18 protein-coding genes are annotated in these 21,800 nt (G+C 52.1%); 6 read left to right on the top strand and 12 right to left on the bottom strand.

Going from position 1 to position 21,800, the window contains the following annotated elements:
• Positions 1–73: 73 nt before the first annotated feature.
• Complete coding sequence (locus CG67_RS00600) at positions 74–970, bottom strand: LysR family transcriptional regulator (RefSeq protein WP_025901044.1); 897 nt, start codon at positions 968–970, stop codon at positions 74–76.
• Positions 971–1,008: 38 nt separating this feature from the next.
• Complete coding sequence (locus CG67_RS00595; RefSeq protein WP_025901043.1) at positions 1,009–1,482, bottom strand: OsmC family protein; 474 nt, start codon at positions 1,480–1,482, stop codon at positions 1,009–1,011.
• Between the two features lie 440 nt (positions 1,483–1,922).
• On the opposite strand from CG67_RS00595, the gene CG67_RS00590 reads away from it, so the two are divergent.
• Both CG67_RS00590 and CG67_RS00585 read left to right on the top strand, forming a co-directional pair.
• A complete protein-coding gene (locus CG67_RS00590; RefSeq protein WP_025901042.1) occupies positions 1,923–2,795 on the top strand; it encodes a nucleoside-specific channel-forming protein Tsx in 873 nt (290 codons plus the stop codon).
• A gap of 222 nt (positions 2,796–3,017) precedes the next feature.
• On the top strand, positions 3,018–4,427 hold the full coding sequence (locus CG67_RS00585; protein WP_025901041.1) for an MFS transporter: 1,410 nt from the start codon (positions 3,018–3,020) through the stop codon (positions 4,425–4,427).
• A gap of 68 nt (positions 4,428–4,495) precedes the next feature.
• On the opposite strand, the gene CG67_RS00580 is transcribed toward CG67_RS00585, so the two are convergent.
• From CG67_RS00580 to CG67_RS00570, 3 genes are read right to left on the bottom strand one after another with little or no spacing between them, the layout of a single operon-like run.
• On the bottom strand, positions 4,496–5,818 hold the full coding sequence (locus CG67_RS00580; protein WP_025901040.1) for a cytochrome c: 1,323 nt from the start codon (positions 5,816–5,818) through the stop codon (positions 4,496–4,498).
• A 12-nt stretch (positions 5,819–5,830) separates the two neighbouring features.
• Positions 5,831–7,615, bottom strand: coding sequence for a GMC family oxidoreductase (locus tag CG67_RS00575; RefSeq protein ID WP_025901039.1), 1,785 nt, complete (start codon positions 7,613–7,615; stop codon positions 5,831–5,833).
• Between the two features lie 2 nt (positions 7,616–7,617).
• Entirely contained in the window at positions 7,618–8,355 is a 738-nt protein-coding gene (locus CG67_RS00570) for a gluconate 2-dehydrogenase subunit 3 family protein (RefSeq protein WP_025901038.1), read from the bottom strand.
• A 302-nt stretch (positions 8,356–8,657) separates the two neighbouring features.
• On the opposite strand from CG67_RS00570, the gene sbmA reads away from it, so the two are divergent.
• Together sbmA and CG67_RS00560 are read left to right on the top strand one after the other, a co-directional pair.
• Positions 8,658–9,893 (top strand): peptide antibiotic transporter SbmA, encoded by a 1,236-nt coding sequence (gene sbmA, locus CG67_RS00565; protein WP_025901037.1) that lies wholly within the window; start codon positions 8,658–8,660, stop codon positions 9,891–9,893.
• A 224-nt stretch (positions 9,894–10,117) separates the two neighbouring features.
• The gene (locus CG67_RS00560; RefSeq protein ID WP_025901036.1) at positions 10,118–11,029 is read left to right on the top strand and encodes a ParB/Srx family N-terminal domain-containing protein; all 912 of its coding nucleotides are present in this window, start codon (positions 10,118–10,120) and stop codon (positions 11,027–11,029) included.
• Between the two features lie 37 nt (positions 11,030–11,066).
• Here the strand turns inward: CG67_RS00560 and CG67_RS00555 are convergent, their stop codons facing one another.
• From CG67_RS00555 to gltP, 3 genes are all read right to left on the bottom strand, one after another.
• The gene (locus CG67_RS00555) at positions 11,067–12,110 is read right to left on the bottom strand and encodes a YncE family protein (protein ID WP_025901035.1); all 1,044 of its coding nucleotides are present in this window, start codon (positions 12,108–12,110) and stop codon (positions 11,067–11,069) included.
• A gap of 238 nt (positions 12,111–12,348) precedes the next feature.
• The gene (gene murQ, locus CG67_RS00550) at positions 12,349–13,263 is read right to left on the bottom strand and encodes an N-acetylmuramic acid 6-phosphate etherase (RefSeq protein ID WP_025901034.1); all 915 of its coding nucleotides are present in this window, start codon (positions 13,261–13,263) and stop codon (positions 12,349–12,351) included.
• Between the two features lie 159 nt (positions 13,264–13,422).
• A complete protein-coding gene (gltP, locus tag CG67_RS00545) occupies positions 13,423–14,733 on the bottom strand; it encodes a glutamate/aspartate:proton symporter GltP (protein WP_025901033.1) in 1,311 nt (436 codons plus the stop codon).
• A gap of 510 nt (positions 14,734–15,243) precedes the next feature.
• On the opposite strand from gltP, the gene acs reads away from it, so the two are divergent.
• Complete coding sequence (acs, locus tag CG67_RS00540) at positions 15,244–17,208, top strand: acetate--CoA ligase (protein ID WP_025901032.1); 1,965 nt, start codon at positions 15,244–15,246, stop codon at positions 17,206–17,208.
• A gap of 67 nt (positions 17,209–17,275) precedes the next feature.
• On the opposite strand, the gene CG67_RS00535 is transcribed toward acs, so the two are convergent.
• From CG67_RS00535 to CG67_RS00525, 3 genes are all read right to left on the bottom strand, one after another.
• A complete protein-coding gene (locus CG67_RS00535; protein WP_025901031.1) occupies positions 17,276–17,818 on the bottom strand; it encodes a YfaZ family outer membrane protein in 543 nt (180 codons plus the stop codon).
• Positions 17,819–17,936: 118 nt separating this feature from the next.
• The gene (locus tag CG67_RS00530) at positions 17,937–18,638 is read right to left on the bottom strand and encodes an LrgB family protein (protein ID WP_025901030.1); all 702 of its coding nucleotides are present in this window, start codon (positions 18,636–18,638) and stop codon (positions 17,937–17,939) included.
• The gene (locus tag CG67_RS00525) at positions 18,631–19,059 is read right to left on the bottom strand and encodes a CidA/LrgA family protein (RefSeq protein WP_025901029.1); all 429 of its coding nucleotides are present in this window, start codon (positions 19,057–19,059) and stop codon (positions 18,631–18,633) included. Before CG67_RS00525 ends, CG67_RS00530 begins: the two co-directional genes overlap by 8 nt.
• A gap of 102 nt (positions 19,060–19,161) precedes the next feature.
• Here CG67_RS00525 and CG67_RS00520 point away from each other — a divergent pair, with 102 nt between their 5' ends.
• Complete coding sequence (locus tag CG67_RS00520; RefSeq protein WP_025901028.1) at positions 19,162–20,064, top strand: LysR family transcriptional regulator; 903 nt, start codon at positions 19,162–19,164, stop codon at positions 20,062–20,064.
• Between the two features lie 37 nt (positions 20,065–20,101).
• On the opposite strand, the gene CG67_RS00515 is transcribed toward CG67_RS00520, so the two are convergent.
• On the bottom strand, positions 20,102–21,751 hold the full coding sequence (locus CG67_RS00515; protein WP_025901027.1) for a Na+/H+ antiporter: 1,650 nt from the start codon (positions 21,749–21,751) through the stop codon (positions 20,102–20,104).
• Positions 21,752–21,800 lie beyond the last annotated feature (49 nt).

Here is a 21,800-nt window from a genome sequence, read left to right as displayed (position 1 = left end):
TCAGGCAGAGTGAAAGAACAGCCGCCGGAAGATATTTACCGGCTGTCCGCTGATTATTGCACTGTTGCAATAATCAGGCGTCTCTGAGCTTTTCAGTCAGTAAATCACATAACCGGGTGACCGGAGAAGAGAACGTCTCCTGGACCTTTCGCAGCAGATAACTATGGTGCCCGGGCAACTGCCATTCAGGCAGGACCGGCCGTAATGTGCCTTCTGCCAGGGCCTGATGCACCATGTAGGAGGGCAGACAGGCAATGCCCGCTCCGGCGCAGGCCGCGGTTAATAATGCCATACTGTTATTGGCCCGGAACCGGCTAACCGCATTCACTTCTATCCGTTTTTTCTCTTTCCGGAAACTGAGGGCAGCCTGATGGGCCGGCCCGTGAAAGGTCAGTAACTGGTGACGGCTAAGCTGCTCCGGTGACGTCAGTACGGGATGCCTGTCCAGATAGGCCTCCGTCGCATACAATCCCCAGGGGATCACCGAGAGCGGCTGTGACAACCCCTGATCCGGTGGGCGCTGGCGAACCACGATCGCGACGTCAATATCGTCGTGGATCATGTCCGGTTCCCTGTCGTTCAGATCAAGATCGACACGCACATGGATATTTTGCTGCATAAAGGGTTGCAGCACCGGGACAATACACTGACACCCGTAAGTCACCGGCGCGACCAGCCTGACCTGTCCCGCAGGCTGACTGTGCATGCGGTGAATGAAATCATCTGCCGCTGATACCTGCCTGCTAAGGCTTTCGCAATAGCGATAATAAAACAGCCCGCATTCCGTGATGCTCACCTTGCGGGTGGTGCGGTGTAATAATTTCATCGCCAGACGGTTTTCCAGTGCGGCGATTTCGCGGCTGACTGTGGCTGTTGATATGCCCAATACCCCCGCCGCCAGACTGAAACTTTGTTGTTCCACTACGCGGGCAAAAATATACATCGCCTGCAGGTTTTCACCCTGTTGCATACGTTATCCTGTTATCCGTCGTGCGGGGATATAGGGTATTACCTGCCGCTGGCCACAAATTCCGGCTGACACCCGACCGGAAAGTTCACCGAGTTTGCGATAAAGCAGGCATCATGCGCGGCGTGGTGGAGTTGAGCCGCCCGATCCCTGTCCTGATCATTCTGCAAGCGGATACGCGGCTTCAGAATAATGCCGGTAAAATGGCCTTTTACCCCTTCCACCATCGTTCCTTCAGCCTCATCCTGATACTCTTCCACGACGATACCGGCATCTGCACATAAGTGCAGATACCACAATTTATGGCAGGCAGAAACCGACGCCAGCAGAAGTTGTTCGGGATTCCAGCGGCTATTATCCCCCCGGAAAGCAGGGTCGGCACTTAACGCAATCGGCTCCCGCCCTTCAGCCTGTAACTCCCCGTCACGTCCATAGGCTTTATAAGATGATGTCCCCCCGCCACGATTTCCGGTCCAGCGAACTGTCACACGGTAATGATGCTGTCTTGCTGCCATAATGATCCCCGTTAGCTTTGCTTCAGGCGATAGCCTCTGACCCCGGCCATCAGTATTAAAACATCATACTTTCTTATGCGATTTTCCGGAAAGTGATTTATCCGGAGTCATCCTGATGACATGCTGCAGGATCCCTGCCCGGCCCTGCTTCCCACCCCGACAGGCCGGAAATATCGCATTTTTTTGTAAAGCGGCTCCGTGGAGTTATCCCCTTCCTCCCCGGAAAGAGGACAATAATGTGACTCAGGTCACATTATATTTGCTAAAAAATGAAACAAATTATAACAACTGTGAAGATTCTCCATTTACTAACGTATGATATCCGGCATGATCATTCCGGGTTAACACGGTTTATCAGCCTTATGCATCTGGTTTGACTCCATTTTTTGCGTCTGTATTCAGATGCGCTCTTTCAGTATTCAGCAAATGGTGACGATAAAATGAAATATAAAATAATGATGGCAGCAACACTTCTGGCTGGCTCTGTGACTGGCCATACGTATGCTGCAGACACCTCACCGACCTATGTGTCTGACTGGTGGCATCAGAGTGTCAATGTCGTTGGCAGTTATCACACCCGTTTCGGACCTCAGTTAAATAATGATCTCTACCTGGAATATGAAGCCTTTGCTCATAAAGACTGGTTTGATTTTTATGGGTATGTTGATTTGCCAAAATTTTTCGGCACCGGAAATGGCAATGACAACGGCATCTGGGACAGACGCAAGGGTTCACCGATGTTTATGGAAATTGAACCTCGCTTTTCTATTGATAAACTGACCGGAACCAGCCTGGCATTTGGTCCGTTTAAAGAATGGTATTTCGCTAATAACTATATTTACGATATGGGCCCGAATAATGCCAATCGCCAGAATACCTGGTATATGGGTCTGGGTACCGATATTGATACCGGCACTAAGCTGGCATTATCCATGAACGTTTACGCGAAATATCAATGGCAGAACTACGGTGCGGCTAATGAAAATAGCTGGGATGGCTACCGTTTTAAAATTAAATACATGTTACCACTGACCACTCTGTGGGGCGGAAACCTCTCCTACATTGGTTTTACTAATGTCGACTGGGACTCTGATCTGGGTGAGAAGGCTGGCCCTGTGCGTACCGGTAACGCCATCGCTTCCAGCCATATCTTGTCACTGTCCTATAACCACCTGCATTACTCTCTGGTGGCCCGTTATTTCCATAACGGCGGGCAATGGGCCGATGGTTCAACGCTTAACTTTGGTCAGGGTGACTTCTCAACACGGAATACCGGTTGGGGATACTATGCAGTCGTCGGATATAGTTTCTGATTAATCCCGCCCTCCGTTATTATTGATAACGGTATTGTTCCGCGAAAATATTTCGCGGAACATCTCCCCGCTATTATTACGGTTAATCACTAAAAAATTACCCTCGTCTTTTTTATTTCCTTCGTCTATTCTGGATTTTCGTTCACTGCTTATCTTTTCTTCCCTATAAAAATAGTTGATAAGCAGAATTGCAAATACAGTAAGCCCGAGGTTAAATGATTTATGTCATCGTCTTTGAGTAAAGCAGATTTATCTGCCACCCCCGATAGCAATAATACGACAATCGCCGGACGCATTGATGCATTACCGGCAAGCAAAAGCCTCTGGTGTTTTATTTCGCTTTTAGCCCTCGGCGGATTCTTTGAACTCTACGATTTATTTGAAACAGGGTATATTAGTTCAGGTTTACTGGCAGAAAAGATATTTCATACGGGTCATGAAGGTGTTTTTGGAATATCTGATCAGGCGGCCTTTGCTTCTGTCACCTTCCTCGGCTTATTTTTGGGTGCCAGTTTACTGGCCAAATATGCAGACAAATTTGGCCGCCGGCTGACCTTTATGTGTGCACTGGCCTGGTACGGGGTATTTTCTCTGCTCATGGCCTTCCAGCACAGTGCTGAAGGGATCATTCTTTGCCGTTTGCTGGTCGGTGTTGGGCTGGGGGTCGAACTTGTGACTATTGATACCTATCTCTCGGAATGGATGCCTGCACATTTACGTAGCCGGGCTTTCGCTTTCTCCTTCTTTATCCAGTTTCTTTCCGTTCCTGTTGTGGCCATCATGTCCTGGTGGCTTATCCCGCAAACGTTTCTGACTCTGGAAGGATGGCGATGGGTAATTATTGCCGGAGCCGTCTGTTCGCTGATTATCTGGAGTATCCGGCGTAATCTGCCGGAGTCTGCCCGCTGGCTGGCACAGCAGGGACGCCATCAGGAAGCACATCAGGTGCTCAGTGACATGGAAAAACGTTGCGGTATGACTCCGGTCACTGACTTCCACGCGGACACCGCTGGTATCAAACCCCCGGTACAGGGAAAATTCCGTGAGATCTGGGCTCCGCAATGGCGTAAAAGAACACTGATGCTGGTCGTGATGAACTTTTTCCAGTCGATTGGATTTTTTGGCTTCGGAAACTGGTTACCGGCCCTGCTTTCCGGCAAAGGCACAACCCTGACCCATAGCCTGCTTTACTCTTTCTTTATCACTCTGGCTTACCCGCTGGGGTCGTTACTGTGCAGTCGCTATGCCGATAAAATAGAAAACAAATGGCAGATTGTCCTCTCCTCGCTGATGACGGTTGTCTTCGGCACACTGTTTGCGTTGGTGACGCAACCTGTGCTGCTGATCCTTTGCGGATTTATGATCACTTACTCAAACGCCTGGCTGACCTTCAGTTACCACTCTTACCAGACCGAGATATTCCCTACCCATATCCGCGCACGTGCGGTCGGGTTCTGCTACTCGTTCAGCCGCTTATCGACGGTGTTCAGTAGTGTCATGATAGGCTCTATTCTGGCCTACGCCGGAAGTCAGGGAGTGATCATCTTCATTATCCTCAGTATGCTGATGGTCATGCTCTCTGTCGGTATTTTCGGGCCGAAAACCCGTGGGCTGGATTTAGAAAATATCTGATCTGTACGCCATAAAAAACGGGCGGCATCACTGCCACCCGTTTTATTCCTCACTCACTTACCACGAGGTTACTGCTGTTTTTCCAGGTCTTTTATCGTCGCCCCGCCCTGATGGCCCCGAACAAATTCCGAGTTCCTGATATCAGCCACCTGGCTTGCGGTCACGCCGGAAGAAGCGTTATTCCCCCAGCTGCTGCGGATAAAGTTAACCACATCAGCGACTTTCTGATCATTCAGACGCCAGCCAAACGCTGGCATGGTGATGGCAGAAGGTGCGCCTTGCACACCCGGCAGCGTATCTCCGGTAAGAATGATATGAATAAGCGATGTCGGATCCTTCGCTAATACCACCGGATTCCCTTTCAGGGCCGGGAAGAAACGCTGGTAGCCTGTACCGTCTGTTTTATGGCAGGCAGCACAACTGTCAACATAGGACGCGGCGCCGGTCATAGAGTCATCCCCTTTCAGCAGCGCCTGAGCCACCGAATCATCCGCAGTGAATGCCGGCTGCTTAGGATCCTGCGGGCTGAGTGACTTCAGATAACGGGCAATCGCCTGAATATCGTCCTGACTCATATATTGCAGACTGTGCTGTACCACGTCGGTCATCCCGCCAAAAGCAGCGGTATGATCATTGCGGCCATAACGCAGGAATTGTGCAATATCGTCGGTACTCCAGCGGCCCAGACCTTCACGGTTATCCCCGCGTAAATCGCTGGCATTCCAGCCATCTATCGGGGAACTGCTGCCCGACAGGAAGAGGTCACCCTCACTGTTATTGAGCGCTTTTTCCTGCATGGTGATGGCCCGTGGCGTATGGCAGGCACCACAGTGCCCCAGCCCTTCCACCAGATAACGCCCGCGGGCCAGTTCAGGGTCTTCACCTGGTGCTGCGACGGCAGGTTTGACGTCAGGAGCAAACATATGCCGCCAGATGGCCAGTGGCCAGCGCATAGAAAGTGGCCATGGAATATCACTCGCCTTATCCGGTTCACTCACCGGCTGGACACCCTGCATAAAATAGGCGTACAGAGCATGCATATCATCATCGCTCACCACCGCATAGGACGGGTAAGGCATCGCGGGATAGAGCGTTTCACCGTTTTTCGCAATCCCCTGACGCACAGCTTTCTGGAAATCATCATAGGTGTAGTTACCGATACCGTACGTCTTATCCGGCGTAATATTGCTGGAATAAATCGTGCCGATCGGTGTCTTCATCGGCAGACCGCCGGCAAAAGGCTGACCGCCTTCGCTCGTATGGCATGCCGTACAGTCCCCGGCCCGTGCCAGATATTCCCCGCGCTTCACCAGATCCTGCCCGCTTTCATCAGCAGCCATGGCAGAAAAGGCCAGCGAGCTCAGCACCAGTGCTAATAGTCTTTTTTTCATCGTCTGTGCCTCTTATGCCTGTACCAACGGACCCGGATTTTTCAGATACACCTCACGGATCGTTTTTGCCGACCAGTAGGTCAGTGCAGCAACCAGTCCTGTCGGGTTATAACCCAGCCCCTGAGGAAAGGCTGAGGCCCCCGGTACAAAGACATTCGGCACATCCCAGCTCTGCAGATAACGGTTGATAGCACTGGTTTTCGGATCTTCACCCATAATGGCCCCGCCATTCATGTGGGTGGTCTGATACACCGTGGTATCAAAGTGCGTTCCCGGGGTTTTCGGACCGCCCATAATCAGTTTCGGGTTCATGGCTTTGGCGATGTTGTGCATTTTAGAGACCATAAACTCTGACATTTTGATGTCATTGTCCTGCCAGTCGAACGTCATGCGTAGCAAGGGTTGTCCGTAGGCATCTTTATAATTCGGGTCCAGATCCAGGTAGTTCACCCGGTACGACTGGTGTGCACCATGAGCATCCATCGAAACGTGGTGCGTGTAAGTCTCCGCAACGGCCGCTTTCCACTCACTTCCCCAGGCAGGCGTCCCCGGAGGGGTAGGTAATCCGGAAACCGGCTTGGTGCCCGCCTGGTTTACCCACATCGGGGAGCCACCGACAAAACCGTACGGACCATGGTCAAAGTTATCCGCGTTAAAATCATCAATAGCCACGCCCGCACCGCCCGCGCCGATAAACGGGTTAGTGGTGGTGTTTTTATCAAACAACGCTTTCAGGGTAGAAATATTCTGATAGGCAAAGTTACGGCCAACCACCCCTTCATTGGTGATCGGGTTATACGGCTTGCCGATCCCTGACAAGAGCATCAGGTGAACGTTATGGAACTGGAAAGCTGACAGGATCACCAGATCCGCTGGCTGGACTTGTTCACGCCCGCTGGCATCCAGATAAGTCACGCCGGTCGCTTTTTTCTTATCGTCAGTCAGATTGACGCGCAGAACATAAGAGTCATTACGCAGCTCAAACTTAGGCTCCTGACGCAGGGCCGGTAAGATATTGACGTTAGGCGAGGCTTTCGAATACATGTAGCAGGCGTAACCGCTGCAGTAACCACAGAAGTTACATGGCCCCATCTGCGCGCCATAGGTATTGGTGTACGGACCAGAGGTATTCGCCGAAGGCATATCATAAGGATGATACCCCACAGACTCCGACGCTGCCGCGAACAACTGGGCTGAGTAGGTCCGTTCCTGTGCCTTCAGCGGAAAGTTATCCGAACGGTCAGCAGCGTACGGGTTTCCGCCTTTCCCTTTACCCACCACTTTGCCGTTAACGGTCCAGGCAGTACCGGAAGTACCGAATACCTTTTCGGCTTTATCAAAAAATGGCTCCAGCTCATCATAGCTGACACCGAAATCCTGAATTGTCATTCCTTCAGGGATAAAGTCTTTGCCATAACGCTCTTCATAATGGCTGCGAAGGCGTAATTCCACCGGATCGACACGGAAGTGACAACCTGACCAGTGCAGCCCGGCGCCTCCGGTACCGGTTCCAGGCAGGAACGCATTTAACTGGCGATAAGGCAACGCCGTCTGCGAGGCATTATGCCGGACAGTGACGGTACTCTTCGACAGGTCCTGGAACAGTTTCTTACGCACGTTGTACGTCAGTTCATCAATGGACTGCGGATACGCACCGTCCGGATAGGTATCCCGATGGGGGCCACGTTCCAGCGCAACCACGTTGAGTCCGGCTTCTGTCAGTTCTTTCGCCATAATCGCACCGGCCCAGCCGAAACCGACAATAACGACATCTGTTTTTTTCATTTCATTCGCCATGATTACGCTCTTTCTCCACGAATTGATACCGGCGGGAAGGGGTAATGCTCACCGCGCTCTACCCAGTCCATAAAATCAGCACGGGCGCCCGGGAAACCAATCAGTTTCCAGCCCGACATGCCCTGATTACCGCCATGGATAGGGTCGCTGAAGAATCCTTCACGGGTATTCTGTAACAGGTAGGAGAAAAAGAGCTTACTCGGCAGGTGGCTGAACTCTGCCTCACCACTTTCAAACGCTTTCAGCAGGCTTACCTGCTGTTCCGCGGTTAATTCGGCAAAAACTTTCTGGTGCTGTTGCTGACTATAGGCGTCCGCATCGGCCAGCCCCAGGCGGTAAATCTGGCGCGGGACCAGAGGTAACTGATAGCCCAGTTCTTTTGGCGCATCCGGCGCAAACGGGCCCTGCATATACCAGTTGGACCCGGTGGCATACGGCGTATTCATCTGACGGTCGATATACTCGGGTACACCCGCTTCGATGGCTCCGGGGCCACGTTCATCCGCCGGGATCAGGTGAGCGACCGCTGCTTTAATAAACGCATATTCTTCTGCGGTAAACCAGGTGGGCTGATAGTCGCGGGGCAGCGACTGCCCGTTTGCGGTACTATCAGCTGCCTGCGCGGCAGGACTTAATGCAAATGAACCAATGGCGGTGCTTCCCACTGCCATTGCCGGTGCAAGCGTAATGGTTCTTAATAAAAAGTCCCTGCGCGATTGGCCATTCTTATGTTCTGACATGACATTGCCTCAGTACCGCATATAATGCAGCATGAAATGTTAAAGTTTTTAGTGATGTTTTTGAGTTACCTATAACCGTAACGAATCAGTGTTACCGGTAACAAGTTGCGACATTCTACACCTGTTATTCATAAGGTTCAGTAGATAAAAACATTAATTTACTATTTTATTAACATAACGGGCGGGTATGTTTTACATAAACAGTGATATGCAATCCTGTCTGTCACTGTCAGAAACATCCCCCAACAGACAGTTAACAGGGTTTAGCGCTATAACAGGATGAGACTAATAATGGAGTGGTTATGTTTAAATGTTTCTTTCCCAGACCGGGTCCCTTTTTCACCAGTGCAGCAATATGGAGTCTGATCACCATCGTCTGCTGGTTCTGTTTCGGTGAAACTGCGCCGATGCATTTTCCCGCACTGGCAAAGGCGGCGGCCAGCCCGCTCCCGAATACTGTTTTCCGCTTCGTACATCTCAGTCAGCTCTGGTTCTATCTCTATTTCTGGATAGCCACTGCACTCTTTGCGCTGGTCTGGCGCGCCATTGATAACCACCCGTGGCAGCTCTGGTCGGTCTGGGGATCGGCCCTGATCATCTTTTCGACCTGGTTTGGCGTTCAGGTCGGTGTTGCTATCAATGCCTGGTACGGTCCTTTTGGTGATTTGATCCAGAAAGCACTGACCAAGGCGGGATCGGTGCCGATCACCGTGTTTTATGATGAGATCATTGCCTTCCTGGGGATCGCCCTGGTGGCCGTGGTCATTGGTGTGATGAACTCCTTCTTTATCAGTCACTGGGTATTCCGCTGGCGTACAGCAATGAATAACTATTACATTGCTAACTGGCAGCATCTGCGTCACGTCGAAGGTGCCGCCCAGCGTGTGCAGGAAGATACCATGCGTTTTGCCGGTACGCTTGAGAGTTGGGGCGTGAGCTTTATTCAGGCCATTATGACGCTTATCGCCTTCCTGCCGGTGCTGGTAGGGCTGTCACACTACGTCAAAGATATTCCGCTATTGGGGAATATCCCGTATGCGCTGGTGATCATTGCTCTGCTGTGGGCACTGTTTGGCACCGGTTTACTGGCGGTGGTAGGCGTTAAATTACCGGGTCTGGAATTCCGTAATCAGCGGGTTGAAGCGGCCTACCGTAAGGAACTGATTTACGGGGAAGACCATGCCGACCGGGCGACACCGCCTACCGTCCATGAGCTGTTCAGTCAGGTCCGCTACAATTACTTCCGGCTCTACTTCCACTACCTGTACTTTAATATCACCCGTATTCTGTATCTGCAGGTCGATAATGTGTTCGGGCTGTTTGTGCTGTTCCCGTCCATTGTTGCCGGGACCATTACGCTGGGGATCATGAACCAGGTCTCTAATGTCTTTGACCAGGTGCGATCTTCATTCCAGTATCTGATCAATTCCTGGTCAACGCTGGTAGAGCTGATGTCTATCTATAAACGTCTGCGGAGTTTCGAACAGATCCTGCAGAACAAACCACACGATGAAATGATGAACGACGCCGCAGAATAACGGCAGACCGCGTCTCCGTTCCCCGGGGGACGGGGACGCGGCTTATCGCTTCCCGGCCCGTTGTCGCCATTTTATAATAAAAAGCACGGTAACAAGGGTATGAGGATCCCCGGGGGTCAGGCCGCAGAATGCGTCAGAGTGACCGCAGAAAGCCTGAATGATACCGCGGACATCCACCCGCGGTTACCTGTTTATCATCCCGCCTTTTTACCGAGGATCACCGAATGAATCGAGCCCTATTCGTCTGTCTGTCGGGCCTGCTGACCAGCGTCCTGTCCGTACAAAGTATGGCGGCAGAAACCACGATAAAACAACTTCCGGTCAACGCTATCCATCCCACCCAATCTGCCGTGGGGTATGATGAAATAAACTACAAAATTGCCCTTGATAAGGCCGACCCTGCCAAATTATTCACAGAATTTTGTGAGAATAACGGCGCAGGCAAAGTCAGGCAATATAACACCCACTCTGCGATCACCCGACCCGGCAGTTTCACCTGTCAGTCGCCGTATGGCACTTACCCTGACGCGGTAAAGAGTGCGGTCATAGCCCCGGATCATCAGGTCTATCTGACCGACGGACATCATACGATCAGTATTTTCCGTGACATTGCCGGTGATCAGAACTTTACCTTCAGTGTCCGTATTACTAACGATCTCAGTCAGTTGCCGGATATGGCGGCCTTCTGGCAATGGATGGAACAGCATAATCAGACCTGGCTGAACGATCCGGCAGGAAAGCGTGTTAAGCCAGCAGATTTACCGGCACAGGTCGGCATGCAATTTATGGCGGACGATACGTACCGCTCGGTGATCTATTTTCTCCGCTCTGTGGCGTATAAGAAACCGAAAAATGCCCCGCCGTTCCTGGAGTTCTACCTGGGTGACTGGCTACGCCATCATCAGCCGGTGAGACCCGGAGAGCTGAAAACCAAAGCCGGCTATGCCGCATACCTTGCCCGTGCCGCCAATGCATTAGTGAATGCCAGCGGGTCGGAACACACGACGGCATCCCCGGACTCACCGACGCTCGGTCAGTCAGGTAAGCTGGATAAAGTTAATGTGAAAAAACTCGATAAGCTGAGTGAAAAAGGCGGGAAACTGTCGGTGTTATTCGGGGAGAGGGCGACATCCTGAGAGGAAAAACAGGGGGACCCGCCCCCTGTTCAGGCGATTACAGAGTTATACGCATCACTTCATCCGGTGCCGTTGCCGGTTTCTCACGGGAAGCCGGCTGTTTCACGGTAACAAACAGGTTCTTACCGTCGGCGGACAGCGCCAGACTGTTAGGCAGCCCCGGGGTTTTCACGGTCTGTTCCGGCTGGTAATTTTGGGTATTAATAATGCTGACCGTACCGGCCTGCCGGTGGGTCACATACAGCTGATGGCGCTGCGGGTTATACAGCACAGACAGGGATTCCGGGACAGTAATTTTATCGATCACTTTATCGGTACGGGTATCCACCACCAGTACCCCGGGTTGCTTATAATCAGCAATAAACAGACGATGGCCCGCCGGGTCTGATGCAATATTCAGCAGCGCACTGTCGCCTTTCTCGATGAGTTTCTCTTTCTTTTCAATACGCTGAGTCGTTGTGTTGATCACGACCAGCTCGCCGTCGGCGTTAGAGATGTACAGCCGATGACGGGCGCTATCCAGCGCAACACCGGCCCCCAGTTTGCCGGTATGTTCGATGGTATTCAGCAGCGTCAGGTTCTTCGCATCAACCACCCAGACCACACTGTCCGCACCGACCCCCGGGATATAAAGACGGTCGTTTTCCGTATCAATCGCGATTTCACGGATCTGCAGCGGTCTGACCGTCTCACTGCGCTGACGGCTATCCAGCACCAGGTGTTTCAGTTGTTCGCCACTGCGGGTATCAATGGAGGTCAGCGAACTTTCGCGGCTGTTACCGAGGTAGAGGATACCGGTACGCGCATCCAGTGCCATCCCAAAAGGCTTATACTGGCTTTTCAGGGTTTGAGTTGTTTTTAAGTCCTGCGGGTCCAGCCGGTAGACAACTCCGCCCTGTTCGTCACGTCCCTGAGCGCCTGAAACATAAAGCGCATTCCCCGTCTGACTGTAGGCAAGTTCATAGAGTCCCTTTCCGACCGGCTGATGGAGGGTGGAAACCGGTTGGGCTGCAAAGCTGCCTGCGGAAAACAGTGCTGCTACCAGCACCAGAGGGCGGAAAAACGTCTGATGAGCCATCATGTTGTAAGTATCTCCAGAGTAATAAACGACGTATGATCGGACTTCTGCGGAGGCTATCCTTTTCCGCTGCCAGGGGTAATAAATGATTTTCTTTATGATAAGGATAATCATTTACACTTTAAATGAACAGCTTTTTATCCGCTACCAGGAGACCGTCAGAATACAGCGAAAGAGAAGATAAGAGAGTGAATGGTCACTTACCGACAGAACCTTCTGCCGGTAGGTATGGGAGTGAAAATCAGTGTTTTTCTGCCGCCGCCGTCAGTGCGGGGCGTATAAATCCCTGATGTGCTGTCAGCAGTTCTGCGGCCTGTGTTGCTGTCAGGCCCGCCAGGATCATCAGGATAGCGGTTTTGCAGTGGCCATTGCAGTCAGTGAGTGCCTGCTCCGCTTCAGAGCCTGTGCAATCGGTAGCCTGCATCACAATGTTGACCTGCCGTTTGACCAGTTTGGCATTGGTTGCCTCGACATCCACCATCAGATTACCAAAGACTTTTCCCCGGCGGATCATCGCCCCGGTGGTCAGCATATTCAGGACCAGTTTTTGTGCGGTTCCTGCTTTCATTCGCGACGACCCGGTCACGACTTCCGGCCCGACCACCGGCGTCAGGGCGATATCTGCCCGCGCTGCCATTTCGCTGTCAGGATTACAGCTCAGGGCCACGGTTTTCGCGCCACAACGGGCCGCATAAGCCATTGCCCCGAGAACATAGGGCGTCCTGCCGCTGGCCGCAATACCCACCAGAATATCGCTGGCAGTAAAACCGATGGCCTCTAAATCTGCGCGACCCTGGCTGTCGTTATCTTCTGCATTCTCTACCGCTTTCAGGATAGCCGGTTTCCCGCCCGCAATCAGGCCTACCACCTGCTCGTGCGGGGTACCGAAGGTTGGCGGGCACTCACTTGCATCAAGGATCCCTAACCTGCCTGAGGTACCGGCACCGCAATAAATTAACCGGCCACCGCGGGAAAATGCCTGTGTAATGGCATCAACGGCCCGGGCAATCTGCGGCAATATCGCTTCCACGGCCAGGGCCACTTTCTTATCTTCCTGGTTGATCACTGCCAGCATCTCTTCTGTCGACAACTGGTCAATATTTTCACTGGCAGGATTACGGCTTTCCGTAATCAGGGCGTTCAGATTGAGGGTCATAATGACTCCGGAATGAGATCAGGACAGCCCGCATCATAAAACATGCATCGCAGAGGGAAAAGTGCCGTTCAGCACAGGGAGGTCATACCGGGGATATTCAGGAAAGCGGCTCTCTGCACCGGCAGGACCGGGCAGAGAGCCGGGACAAACAAACAGTGCTTAGTCGTTAGCCAGCTGATGCGCCTTCATTTTTTGCTCATAGGCTAAGGCTTTTTCAGTATCGAACTGCCCTTCCCAGCGGGAAATCACTAATACTGCCAGTGCATTACCCACGACATTGAGGGCGGTACGCGCCATATCCATAATACGGTCAACCCCGGCAATAAAGGCCAGACCTTCGAGCGGGATACCCACACTGCCCAGGGTCGCCAGCAGTACCACAAAGGATACGCCCGGCACACCGGCAATACCTTTCGAGGTCACCATCAGGGTCAGCACCAGGACAATTTCGCTGGTCAGCGATAAATCGATACCATACAACTGCGCGATAAAGATGGCGGCAATACTCTGATACAGCGTCGAACCATCCAGGTTAAAAGAATAACCCGTCGGCACCACAAAGCTGGTAATTGACTTTGGCGCACCATAGGCCTCCATCTTTTCCATGATCCGTGGCAGTACCGTCTCTGAACTCGAGGTGGAATAAGCGAGGATCAGTTCATCTTTAAGGATGCGCATAATCGTCATAATGCGCAGTCCGCAAATCCTGGCGACGATCCCCAGAACCACAAAGGCGAACAGTAAAATGGCCACGTACACCAGACCGACCAGCTTTGCCAACGGCAGCAGTGAGGCAAAACCAAAATTCGCCAGTGTGACGGTGATCAGGGCAAAAACACCCACCGGTGCATAGCGCATGATCATATTCGTCACTTTGAACATGGTTTCAGACACGCCACGGAACACAGAGACCAGAGGGTCACGTTGTTCCGCAGGCAGCGCAGACAGCCCCATGCCAAACAGTACAGAGAAGAAAATAATGGCCAGCATATCGCCATTCACCAGCGATACAAAAATGTTCTGCGGGATAATGGATAAGATAGTGCTGACCAGGCTGTGCGCACCACTTTCTACCTGTTGGGTGGTCGCCTCGTATTTAGAGATATCCGTCGTGGTCAGCGTTGACATATCGATGCCCGCGCCCGGATGGAACACATTAGCCAGCGTGATCCCAAGGATAATGGCAACCGTGGTGATTATCTCAAAATAGAGGATCGTTTTAACGCCGATCCGCCCCAGCTTTTTAGCATCACCGACACCGGCAATACCGATAATCAGTGAAGAAACCACAATAGGAACAACAATCATCTTAATCAGATGAATAAAAATATCACCGGCCGGTTTCAGAATATTGAGGATTAACCAGTCACGGTATTCAGGCTGATTATGCAAAACGGTACCCGCTACAATACCTAAAATCAGTGCAATCAGTATTTGCCAGGCAAGACTAATCTTTATGCCTTTTTTCATTTTTAATTCCTTAGTCAGACTTCCTTTTCGCTTTTCAGCAAAAAACTACTCAGTGAAGTGAACAAACACCGGGTAAAACAGATCTTTTCCGTGGGAAAAAACACATAACACCCTGCATAAGAGTGAGATAAGTACCATTTTCACCCCGGTTCTGGCAACCTTATTCCGAAATCTGTAAAAAGTTAACTTAACCCGAAAAGGTCATTCAGGATCTTCAGTTTTTATATAACTAACTGTTATAAAAAGAGATAATCCACTGCAAATCCCCGTCTCATTGTCCGATCATCACGACAATAAATTTCATAAATCTTATAGATTTACAGAGTGATTCATAGGAAAAGGTAATAACTGTTACTTTCAATCGTTACTTTATAGTTCAGGGAGTTACCGCCTGATAATCCGACTTTTCTCCGCTGCGTGATCAGCAACTCAAATACAACACATTTTTTTAACACCCTCTAAACAAAATTGTATAACCATAAAACCAACAAACAGACGTGGAAACCTGCTATGAGCCACCATGATAAGCACCCGATATCCCCGGAAATTGCCGCCAACGCGTTGATTAATGCCGAGCAATATACCGCGATGTATCAGCAGTCCGTGGAACAACCGGATATTTTTTGGGGTCGACAGGGCCACATCCTCGACTGGATCACACCTTATCAGACAGTAAAAAATACCTCTTTTGCACCGGGTGATATACGTATCCGTTGGTATGAAGACGGGACACTGAATCTTGCCGCTAACTGTATTGACCGCCATCTGGCCACTCACCCGGATAAAACCGCTATCCTCTGGGAAGGCGATGATGCCAGCCAGAGCCGGCAACTGACTTACCGTCAACTGCATGAGCAGGTTTGCCGCGCAGCAAATATGCTGACGGCCCTGAACGTGAAAAAAGGGGATGTGGTGGCCATTTATATGCCGATGGTGCCTGAAGCCGCTATCGCAATGCTGGCCTGCGCCCGTATCGGTGCCGTGCATACCGTCATTTTTGGCGGTTTTTCGCCGGATGCGGTGGCCGGACGTATTACTGACTGCGCCGCCAAAGTCGTGATCACCGCAGATGAAGGTATCCGTGCCGGACGTCCTATTCCGCTGAAGAAAAACGTCGACGAAGCACTGAAAAACCCGACGGTCACCAGCGCCGAAAAAGTCATTGTCTTCAAACGTACCGGCGCCCCGGGCGAATGGCTGACCGGGCGGGATCTCTGGTGGCATGAGCTGATGGCGTCTGCCGATGCAGAACACACCCCGGTGCCGGTCAATGCCGAAGATCCGCTATTTATCCTCTACACCTCGGGTTCTACAGGGAAACCCAAAGGCGTTCTGCATACGACCGGCGGATATCTGGTATACGCAGCCACGACCTTTAAATATGTCTTTGATTATCATCCTGAAGATATTTACTGGTGTACCGCGGATGTTGGCTGGATCACCGGTCATAGCTATCTGGTCTACGGCCCGCTGGCCTGTGGTGCAACCACCCTGATGTTTGAAGGTGTGCCTAACTGGCCAACACCGGCCCGGATGGCCCAGGTGGTCGACAAATATCAGGTGTCTATCCTCTACACCGCACCCACAGCTATCCGTGCGCTAATGGCCGAAGGGGAAAGTGCCATTGCCGGCACCCGGCGTGACAGCCTGCGTATTCTGGGTTCCGTCGGTGAGCCGATTAACCCGGAAGCCTGGGAATGGTATTACCGCGCCATCGGTAACAGTCATTGCCCGATTGTCGACACCTGGTGGCAGACAGAAACCGGCGGCTTAATGATCACCCCGCTACCCGGGGTAACCGAACTCAAAGCCGGGTCGGCCACACGTCCGTTCTTTGGTGTACAACCGGCCTTGCTGGATAACGACGGGGTTCCGCTGGAAGGCGCCTGTGAAGGGAATCTGGTGATCACTGATTCCTGGCCGGGCCAGGCACGAACCCTGTTCGGGGACCATGAACGCTTTGAACAAACCTATTTCTCGACGTTCAGAAATTGTTACTTCAGTGGCGACGGTGCACGCCGTGATGCCGACGGTGACTACTGGATCACCGGGCGGGTGGATGATGTCTTAAATGTTTCCGGGCACCGCCTGGGCACGGCAGAGATTGAGTCCGCACTGGTGTCACACCCTAAAATTGCCGAAGCGGCGGTTGTCGGGATCCCTCATGCCATCAAGGGCCAGGCCATTTATGCGTATGTTACGCTCAATGCCGGCGAAGAGCCGACACCGGAACTCTATACAGACGTCCGCCAGTGGGTACGTAAAGAAATCGGCCCGCTAGCGACTCCGGATGTTTTACACTGGGCGGAGATGTTACCGAAAACCCGGTCAGGGAAAATTATGCGCAGGATCCTGCGTAAGATTGCGGCCGGAGAAACCTCAGGGCTTGGCGACACATCCACGCTGGCAGACCCGGGGGTCGTTGAGAGATTACTGGAAGAACAACAGACGATTAACCTGCCCGGCAAGGGCTGAAACCAGGGACGCAGTTTGCGTCCCTGCGGTGTCCCGCGGGATCACCTTCCGCGGGACTATATCATGATCAGAAGCTGACTGAAGCACTGATATAAGGACCGTCAACCAGCACGTTATCCTTATTATTGTTGGTGTTCTTCAGGCCCACATACTGATAGCCGGCACGTAAGCTTACCAGTGAAATCGGGCTGAAGCTTATCCCGCCAGCGACTTCCTGATAGCGCTCCAGGTGGTCAGAGAAGGATTTTGGTGCATAGTAATACTCACCGTACAGGCCCCACATGCTGTTAAGCTGGTAGCTTGCACCGGAGCCGACCGCTACGGTAAAGCCGTCTTTACCGTCTGCCGGATGGGTAAACAGGGCTTTAGCGGCCGGAGAGACGTTAAACGGCCCCACAGAGAGGTTATAGCCCAGTGTGGCACCACTCACGCTGCCATCATCATTGCTGCGTAACCAGTTTCCTTTCAGGAACAGGCCCGGAGACTGACTGCCAAGTCCCACACTCAGGTTAGTGCTGTGTTCCCCGACATCCACACTTCCTTCAACGGCCTGCGCCATACCGCTGGTGACCAGACCGGCCAGCCCGAGGGCCAGGATGGTTTTTTTCATTATATTTACTCCCGAAAAATTAAAAGACGTGCTGCGCGGGTATTTGAACAGCAAGGAAAACAACCGGCAACAGGTTTCTAAGTAAACGGAAGTAACTTTCGTCGTATTCTGAAATGCTTTAGTTTTTCAACGTCCACATAACATGACCAATAATAGGCGCAGCCAGCACCGTCACCACGCCAGCCAGCATCATCACCAGGCTGGAGACCACCCCCTCCTGAGGGCCTATCTGATAGGCTCTGGCCGTGCCGGCACCGTGTGACGCAGCACCCAGACCTGCGCCCTTCGCCATGCCCTGTTTGATGGCAATACGCAGAAACAGAAAATCTCCCATTGCCATACCAAATACCCCGGTCAGCACCACAAACAATGCGACAAGATCCGGCTGTCCTCCTACCGGCTTAGCGGCTGCCAGCGCAAAAGGCGTGGTAATCGAGCGAACCGCCAGACTCCGCTGGATCTCCACCGGCAGGGTAAATAACCGGGCCAGCCACACAGAACTACAGACGGCAACCAGGGTTGCCGTGATCACACCCGCGGTCAGTGACATCCAGTGGCGTTTGATAATGGCAATGTTCTCATACACCGGAACCGCAAACGCCAGTGTGGCAGGCCCCAGCAACCAGATCAGCCAGTGGCTGTCGGCAATATAATCTTTCCAGGTAATATGCGTAATAAGCAGCATGACCACCAGTACCATCGGGGTCATCACCAGTGGCATCAGGATCAGCTTACGCCAGCGGGTATACAGCCGCTTATTCACGTAATACACCAGTAGCGTCAGTACAAAACAAAGAACACTGACAAGAAAATCACTCATGACGGACCAGCTTACGCTCTGCACGAGCGATCTCAAACTGGTAGATACGTTGCACCACCAGCGAGGTTGCAACAAGTACCAGCATGGTACTGATAGCGATCACCAGGCAGATACGCACGCCATCCTGGCGTAACAACGGGCCGTAATTAATGACCGCCACCACCGCAGGGATAAAAAACAGTAACATCTCGGCCAGCAGCCAGTTGGACCCTGCTTTTACCCATTTTAATGGCAGGACGCGGCTCACAATCAGAAACAGCAGAAGTACCATGCCTACAATATTCGCCGGCAGGGGAATATGCAGCCAGACCACCAATTGTTCAGAAAATAAAAACAGACCAATATAAATCAGTACCTGCACAGGCAACTGCAACAAATGGGGTAATTTTGTCAGCCGCTGTGAACGAAGGGCTGCAAGCATGGTGAACTCCTCACGAATAATTGATACAGGAAGTATACAACCTGGTTACCGGGTGAATAAAATGAACTAAAATTATCTTAACCATGCCATTTAGGAATAGTTATGGATGTAAAGGCGATTCGCTACTTTACTGAAGTAGTCCGTCAGCAGAGTTTTACCCGTGCGGCAGAAAAGTTATACGTCACCCAGCCGACCATCAGCAAAATGCTGCGTCAGCTGGAAGAAGAGCTGGGATGCACGCTGTTACTAAGAGAAGGGCGTAAGCTCTACCTGACCGACAGCGGTAAAGCGGTTTATCAGCGCGGACTGACGATACTGCAGGAATTCCGCCAGCTGGAAGCCGAAATCGGCGATATCAACCAGTTAAAAACCGGCGAACTCAGGCTGGGTATTCCGCCCATGGTCGGTATGCAGATTGTCGGCTCTATTTCTGCTTTCCATAAACGTTATCCGGGTGTGGAACTTAAAATTTCCGAATTCGGCGGACTGGCCGCCCAACAGGCCGTACTGCAGGGACGGCTGGATATCGCCATGACGGCGCTGCCGGCAGAAAATGAATTCCCTCTCCAGGTTCTGCCTCTGTTAGAACACCGGTTATGTGTGCTGGTACCGCGCACCGAAGAGTGGCAGGCCCGCGAGCGTCTGACGCTGGAAGAGGTTGCCCGTTATCCTCTGCTGGTTTTCAACGAAGAATTTTCGCTTAATCGCCAAATCAGTAAATCTTTCCAGCGCCAGGGGCTGACCCCGGATATTGCTATCCAGAGCGGACAATGGGATTTTCTGGCAACCATGGTACAGGCAGGGATGGGGGTGGCGATTTTACCGGAGCCTATTTGTCAGCGCCTTGACCCGGCATCACTGCTCTGGCTGCCTCTGGAATCGGAACTGACCTGGACTCTGGGGCTGGTCTGGCGGGAAGGTAATTACATCTCAAGCAGTACCCGGGCATGGATCCAATGCTGTCGGGACTACTGGCCGGACAGTTCTGCGCTGTTAACACTCTGATATCCGGCCGGGGAGCTGCGTTCCCCGGCCATCCGCCTTACTCTTCTTTTTCTATCAGTAATGCTTCCAGCAAATCCAGGTCACGCAACAGTTTTTGCATCGACTCATTGCTGATCTGCTGAGTGGCGCGCATATGATAAACCTCTGCCCTTTCAGAACGTAGTGCGGTCAGACGGAAACGCCGTTCCAGGTTCTCTGCAAACAGTACCCGTTCAGGATCGTCCTTACCGTCAATTCTGCGACGCAGATTACCGCTCACCCGGGAACTGACCTCCTTCAGAAGATCCGGGTCGATGTTTTCTTCACTGTCTTTGGCCAGACGCTCTTCCATTTTATAGAGACTGTCGATAGCGACTTTTGCCATCACCGCCCTGGCCGTCCGCAGCTCACGGGCATTCTCACTGTGATCCATTCCCGGCATTCCCCGTAGCAGCAACGGTAAGATAACCACCCCGGCAATCAGCGAGAACATGATAACGCCGGTGGCCAGAAAAACCAGTTCGTAACGGGCAGGGAAAGCATCACCATTGACCATGAACAGCGGAATAGATAACACACCGGCCAGCGTCACCGCCCCGCGTACCCCGGCGAAGGTGGCAACGAACAATTCACGCAAGGAATAGTTGCTGAATTCCAGCGGACTCTTCTTCAGTAAGCGCAGACTGAAACGTTGCATCACATACAACCAGCCAAACCGCACGGCCAGTAGCGCGATGTAAATCATGCCAACATCCATCAACAGGATCCAGATACTGACATTCTGATCGGCATTGGCCTGAACAATCGATGTTTCCAGGATGCTCGGTAATTGTAACCCGAGCATCAGGAACACCATGCCGTTAAAGACAAATTCCAGCATCTGCCAGACACTGTTTGCACGTAAGCGCATCGCCAGCGGGGCCTGACGGATAATGCCGGAACGGGTGATGGTCATCCCGGCCGCGACAGCCGCCAGGATACCTGAGAAACCGAAATGTTCAGCAATCAGGTAAGAGGCAAAAGGCAGTAACAGCAGCAGGACGGTCTGTGTGGCCGGATCATCACCGCTCCAGCGGCTCAGCAAACGTAATGATTTACCGTACAGCCAGCAAATGGCAACACCGGCCAGCAGCCCGCCCACGGCCACTTTCAGAAACTCAATAGTGGCACCTGACCAGGTAAACACCATGGTTCCCATCGCGACCGCGACCGCAAATTTCAGTGACACCAGGCCGGAGGCATCGTTCATCAACGCTTCCCCCTGGACAATCGACATGATTTTCTTAGGGATCCTGCCCTCACCGACAATCCCGGACAGTGCGACCGCATCTGTCGGGGAAAGCACAGCCGCCAGCGCAAAGGCCGGGATCAACGGGATACCGGGTACCGTCCAGTAGATCAGATAACCGATCCCCACCACCGTGATCAACACCAGCACCAGTGCCAGCCCGATGATTTCACGGCCATGATGCAGAAACTCACTGGTCGGCGTTTTCCAGCCATCGGCAAATAACAACGGCGGAATAAACAATACCAGGAAGAGTTCCGGGTCGAAATCAACATGTAACCCGATAGAAGGCCATGCAAGAATGGCCCCGGCAATAATCTGCATCAGAGGCAGTGGAATATGGAAAGGGAGTAACCGGCTGGCCACCCCGGACAGGGAGACCACCAGGGTCATAATCAGTATGGTAAAGAAGATTTCCATGCTTACTTTCTAGCCTCTTCTGCAACAGTTAATGGTGATAGCACATTTC

Source organism: Tatumella sp. UCD-D_suzukii (genome assembly GCF_000611875.2).
In the GTDB taxonomy this organism is placed as follows: Bacteria; Pseudomonadota; Gammaproteobacteria; order Enterobacterales; family Enterobacteriaceae; genus Tatumella; species Tatumella ptyseos.
Note: the sequence above shows the minus strand (reverse complement) of the source record. Positions and strands in the feature narration are given on the sequence as shown.

Excerpts from the sequence above, each read along its gene's own strand:
- CG67_RS00590 (WP_025901042.1), top strand. The coding sequence starts at position 1,923 with ATGAAATATAAAATAATGATGGCAGCAACACTTCTGGCTGGCTCTGTG.
- murQ (WP_025901034.1), bottom strand. The coding sequence starts at position 13,263 with ATGACCCTCAATCTGAACGCCCTGATTACGGAAAGCCGTAATCCTGCC.
- acs (WP_025901032.1), top strand. The coding sequence starts at position 15,244 with ATGAGCCACCATGATAAGCACCCGATATCCCCGGAAATTGCCGCCAAC.
- CG67_RS00555 (WP_025901035.1), bottom strand. The coding sequence starts at position 12,110 with ATGATGGCTCATCAGACGTTTTTCCGCCCTCTGGTGCTGGTAGCAGCA.
- CG67_RS00595 (WP_025901043.1), bottom strand. The coding sequence starts at position 1,482 with ATGGCAGCAAGACAGCATCATTACCGTGTGACAGTTCGCTGGACCGGA.
- sbmA (WP_025901037.1), top strand. The coding sequence starts at position 8,658 with ATGTTTAAATGTTTCTTTCCCAGACCGGGTCCCTTTTTCACCAGTGCA.
- CG67_RS00515 (WP_025901027.1), bottom strand. The coding sequence starts at position 21,751 with ATGGAAATCTTCTTTACCATACTGATTATGACCCTGGTGGTCTCCCTG.
- CG67_RS00530 (WP_025901030.1), bottom strand. The coding sequence starts at position 18,638 with ATGAGTGATTTTCTTGTCAGTGTTCTTTGTTTTGTACTGACGCTACTG.
- CG67_RS00575 (WP_025901039.1), bottom strand. The coding sequence starts at position 7,615 with ATGGCGAATGAAATGAAAAAAACAGATGTCGTTATTGTCGGTTTCGGC.
- gltP (WP_025901033.1), bottom strand. The coding sequence starts at position 14,733 with ATGAAAAAAGGCATAAAGATTAGTCTTGCCTGGCAAATACTGATTGCA.
- CG67_RS00570 (WP_025901038.1), bottom strand. The coding sequence starts at position 8,355 with ATGTCAGAACATAAGAATGGCCAATCGCGCAGGGACTTTTTATTAAGA.
- CG67_RS00580 (WP_025901040.1), bottom strand. The coding sequence starts at position 5,818 with ATGAAAAAAAGACTATTAGCACTGGTGCTGAGCTCGCTGGCCTTTTCT.
- CG67_RS00560 (WP_025901036.1), top strand. The coding sequence starts at position 10,118 with ATGAATCGAGCCCTATTCGTCTGTCTGTCGGGCCTGCTGACCAGCGTC.
- CG67_RS00600 (WP_025901044.1), bottom strand. The coding sequence starts at position 970 with ATGCAACAGGGTGAAAACCTGCAGGCGATGTATATTTTTGCCCGCGTA.
- CG67_RS00585 (WP_025901041.1), top strand. The coding sequence starts at position 3,018 with ATGTCATCGTCTTTGAGTAAAGCAGATTTATCTGCCACCCCCGATAGC.
- CG67_RS00535 (WP_025901031.1), bottom strand. The coding sequence starts at position 17,818 with ATGAAAAAAACCATCCTGGCCCTCGGGCTGGCCGGTCTGGTCACCAGC.
- CG67_RS00525 (WP_025901029.1), bottom strand. The coding sequence starts at position 19,059 with ATGCTTGCAGCCCTTCGTTCACAGCGGCTGACAAAATTACCCCATTTG.
- CG67_RS00520 (WP_025901028.1), top strand. The coding sequence starts at position 19,162 with ATGGATGTAAAGGCGATTCGCTACTTTACTGAAGTAGTCCGTCAGCAG.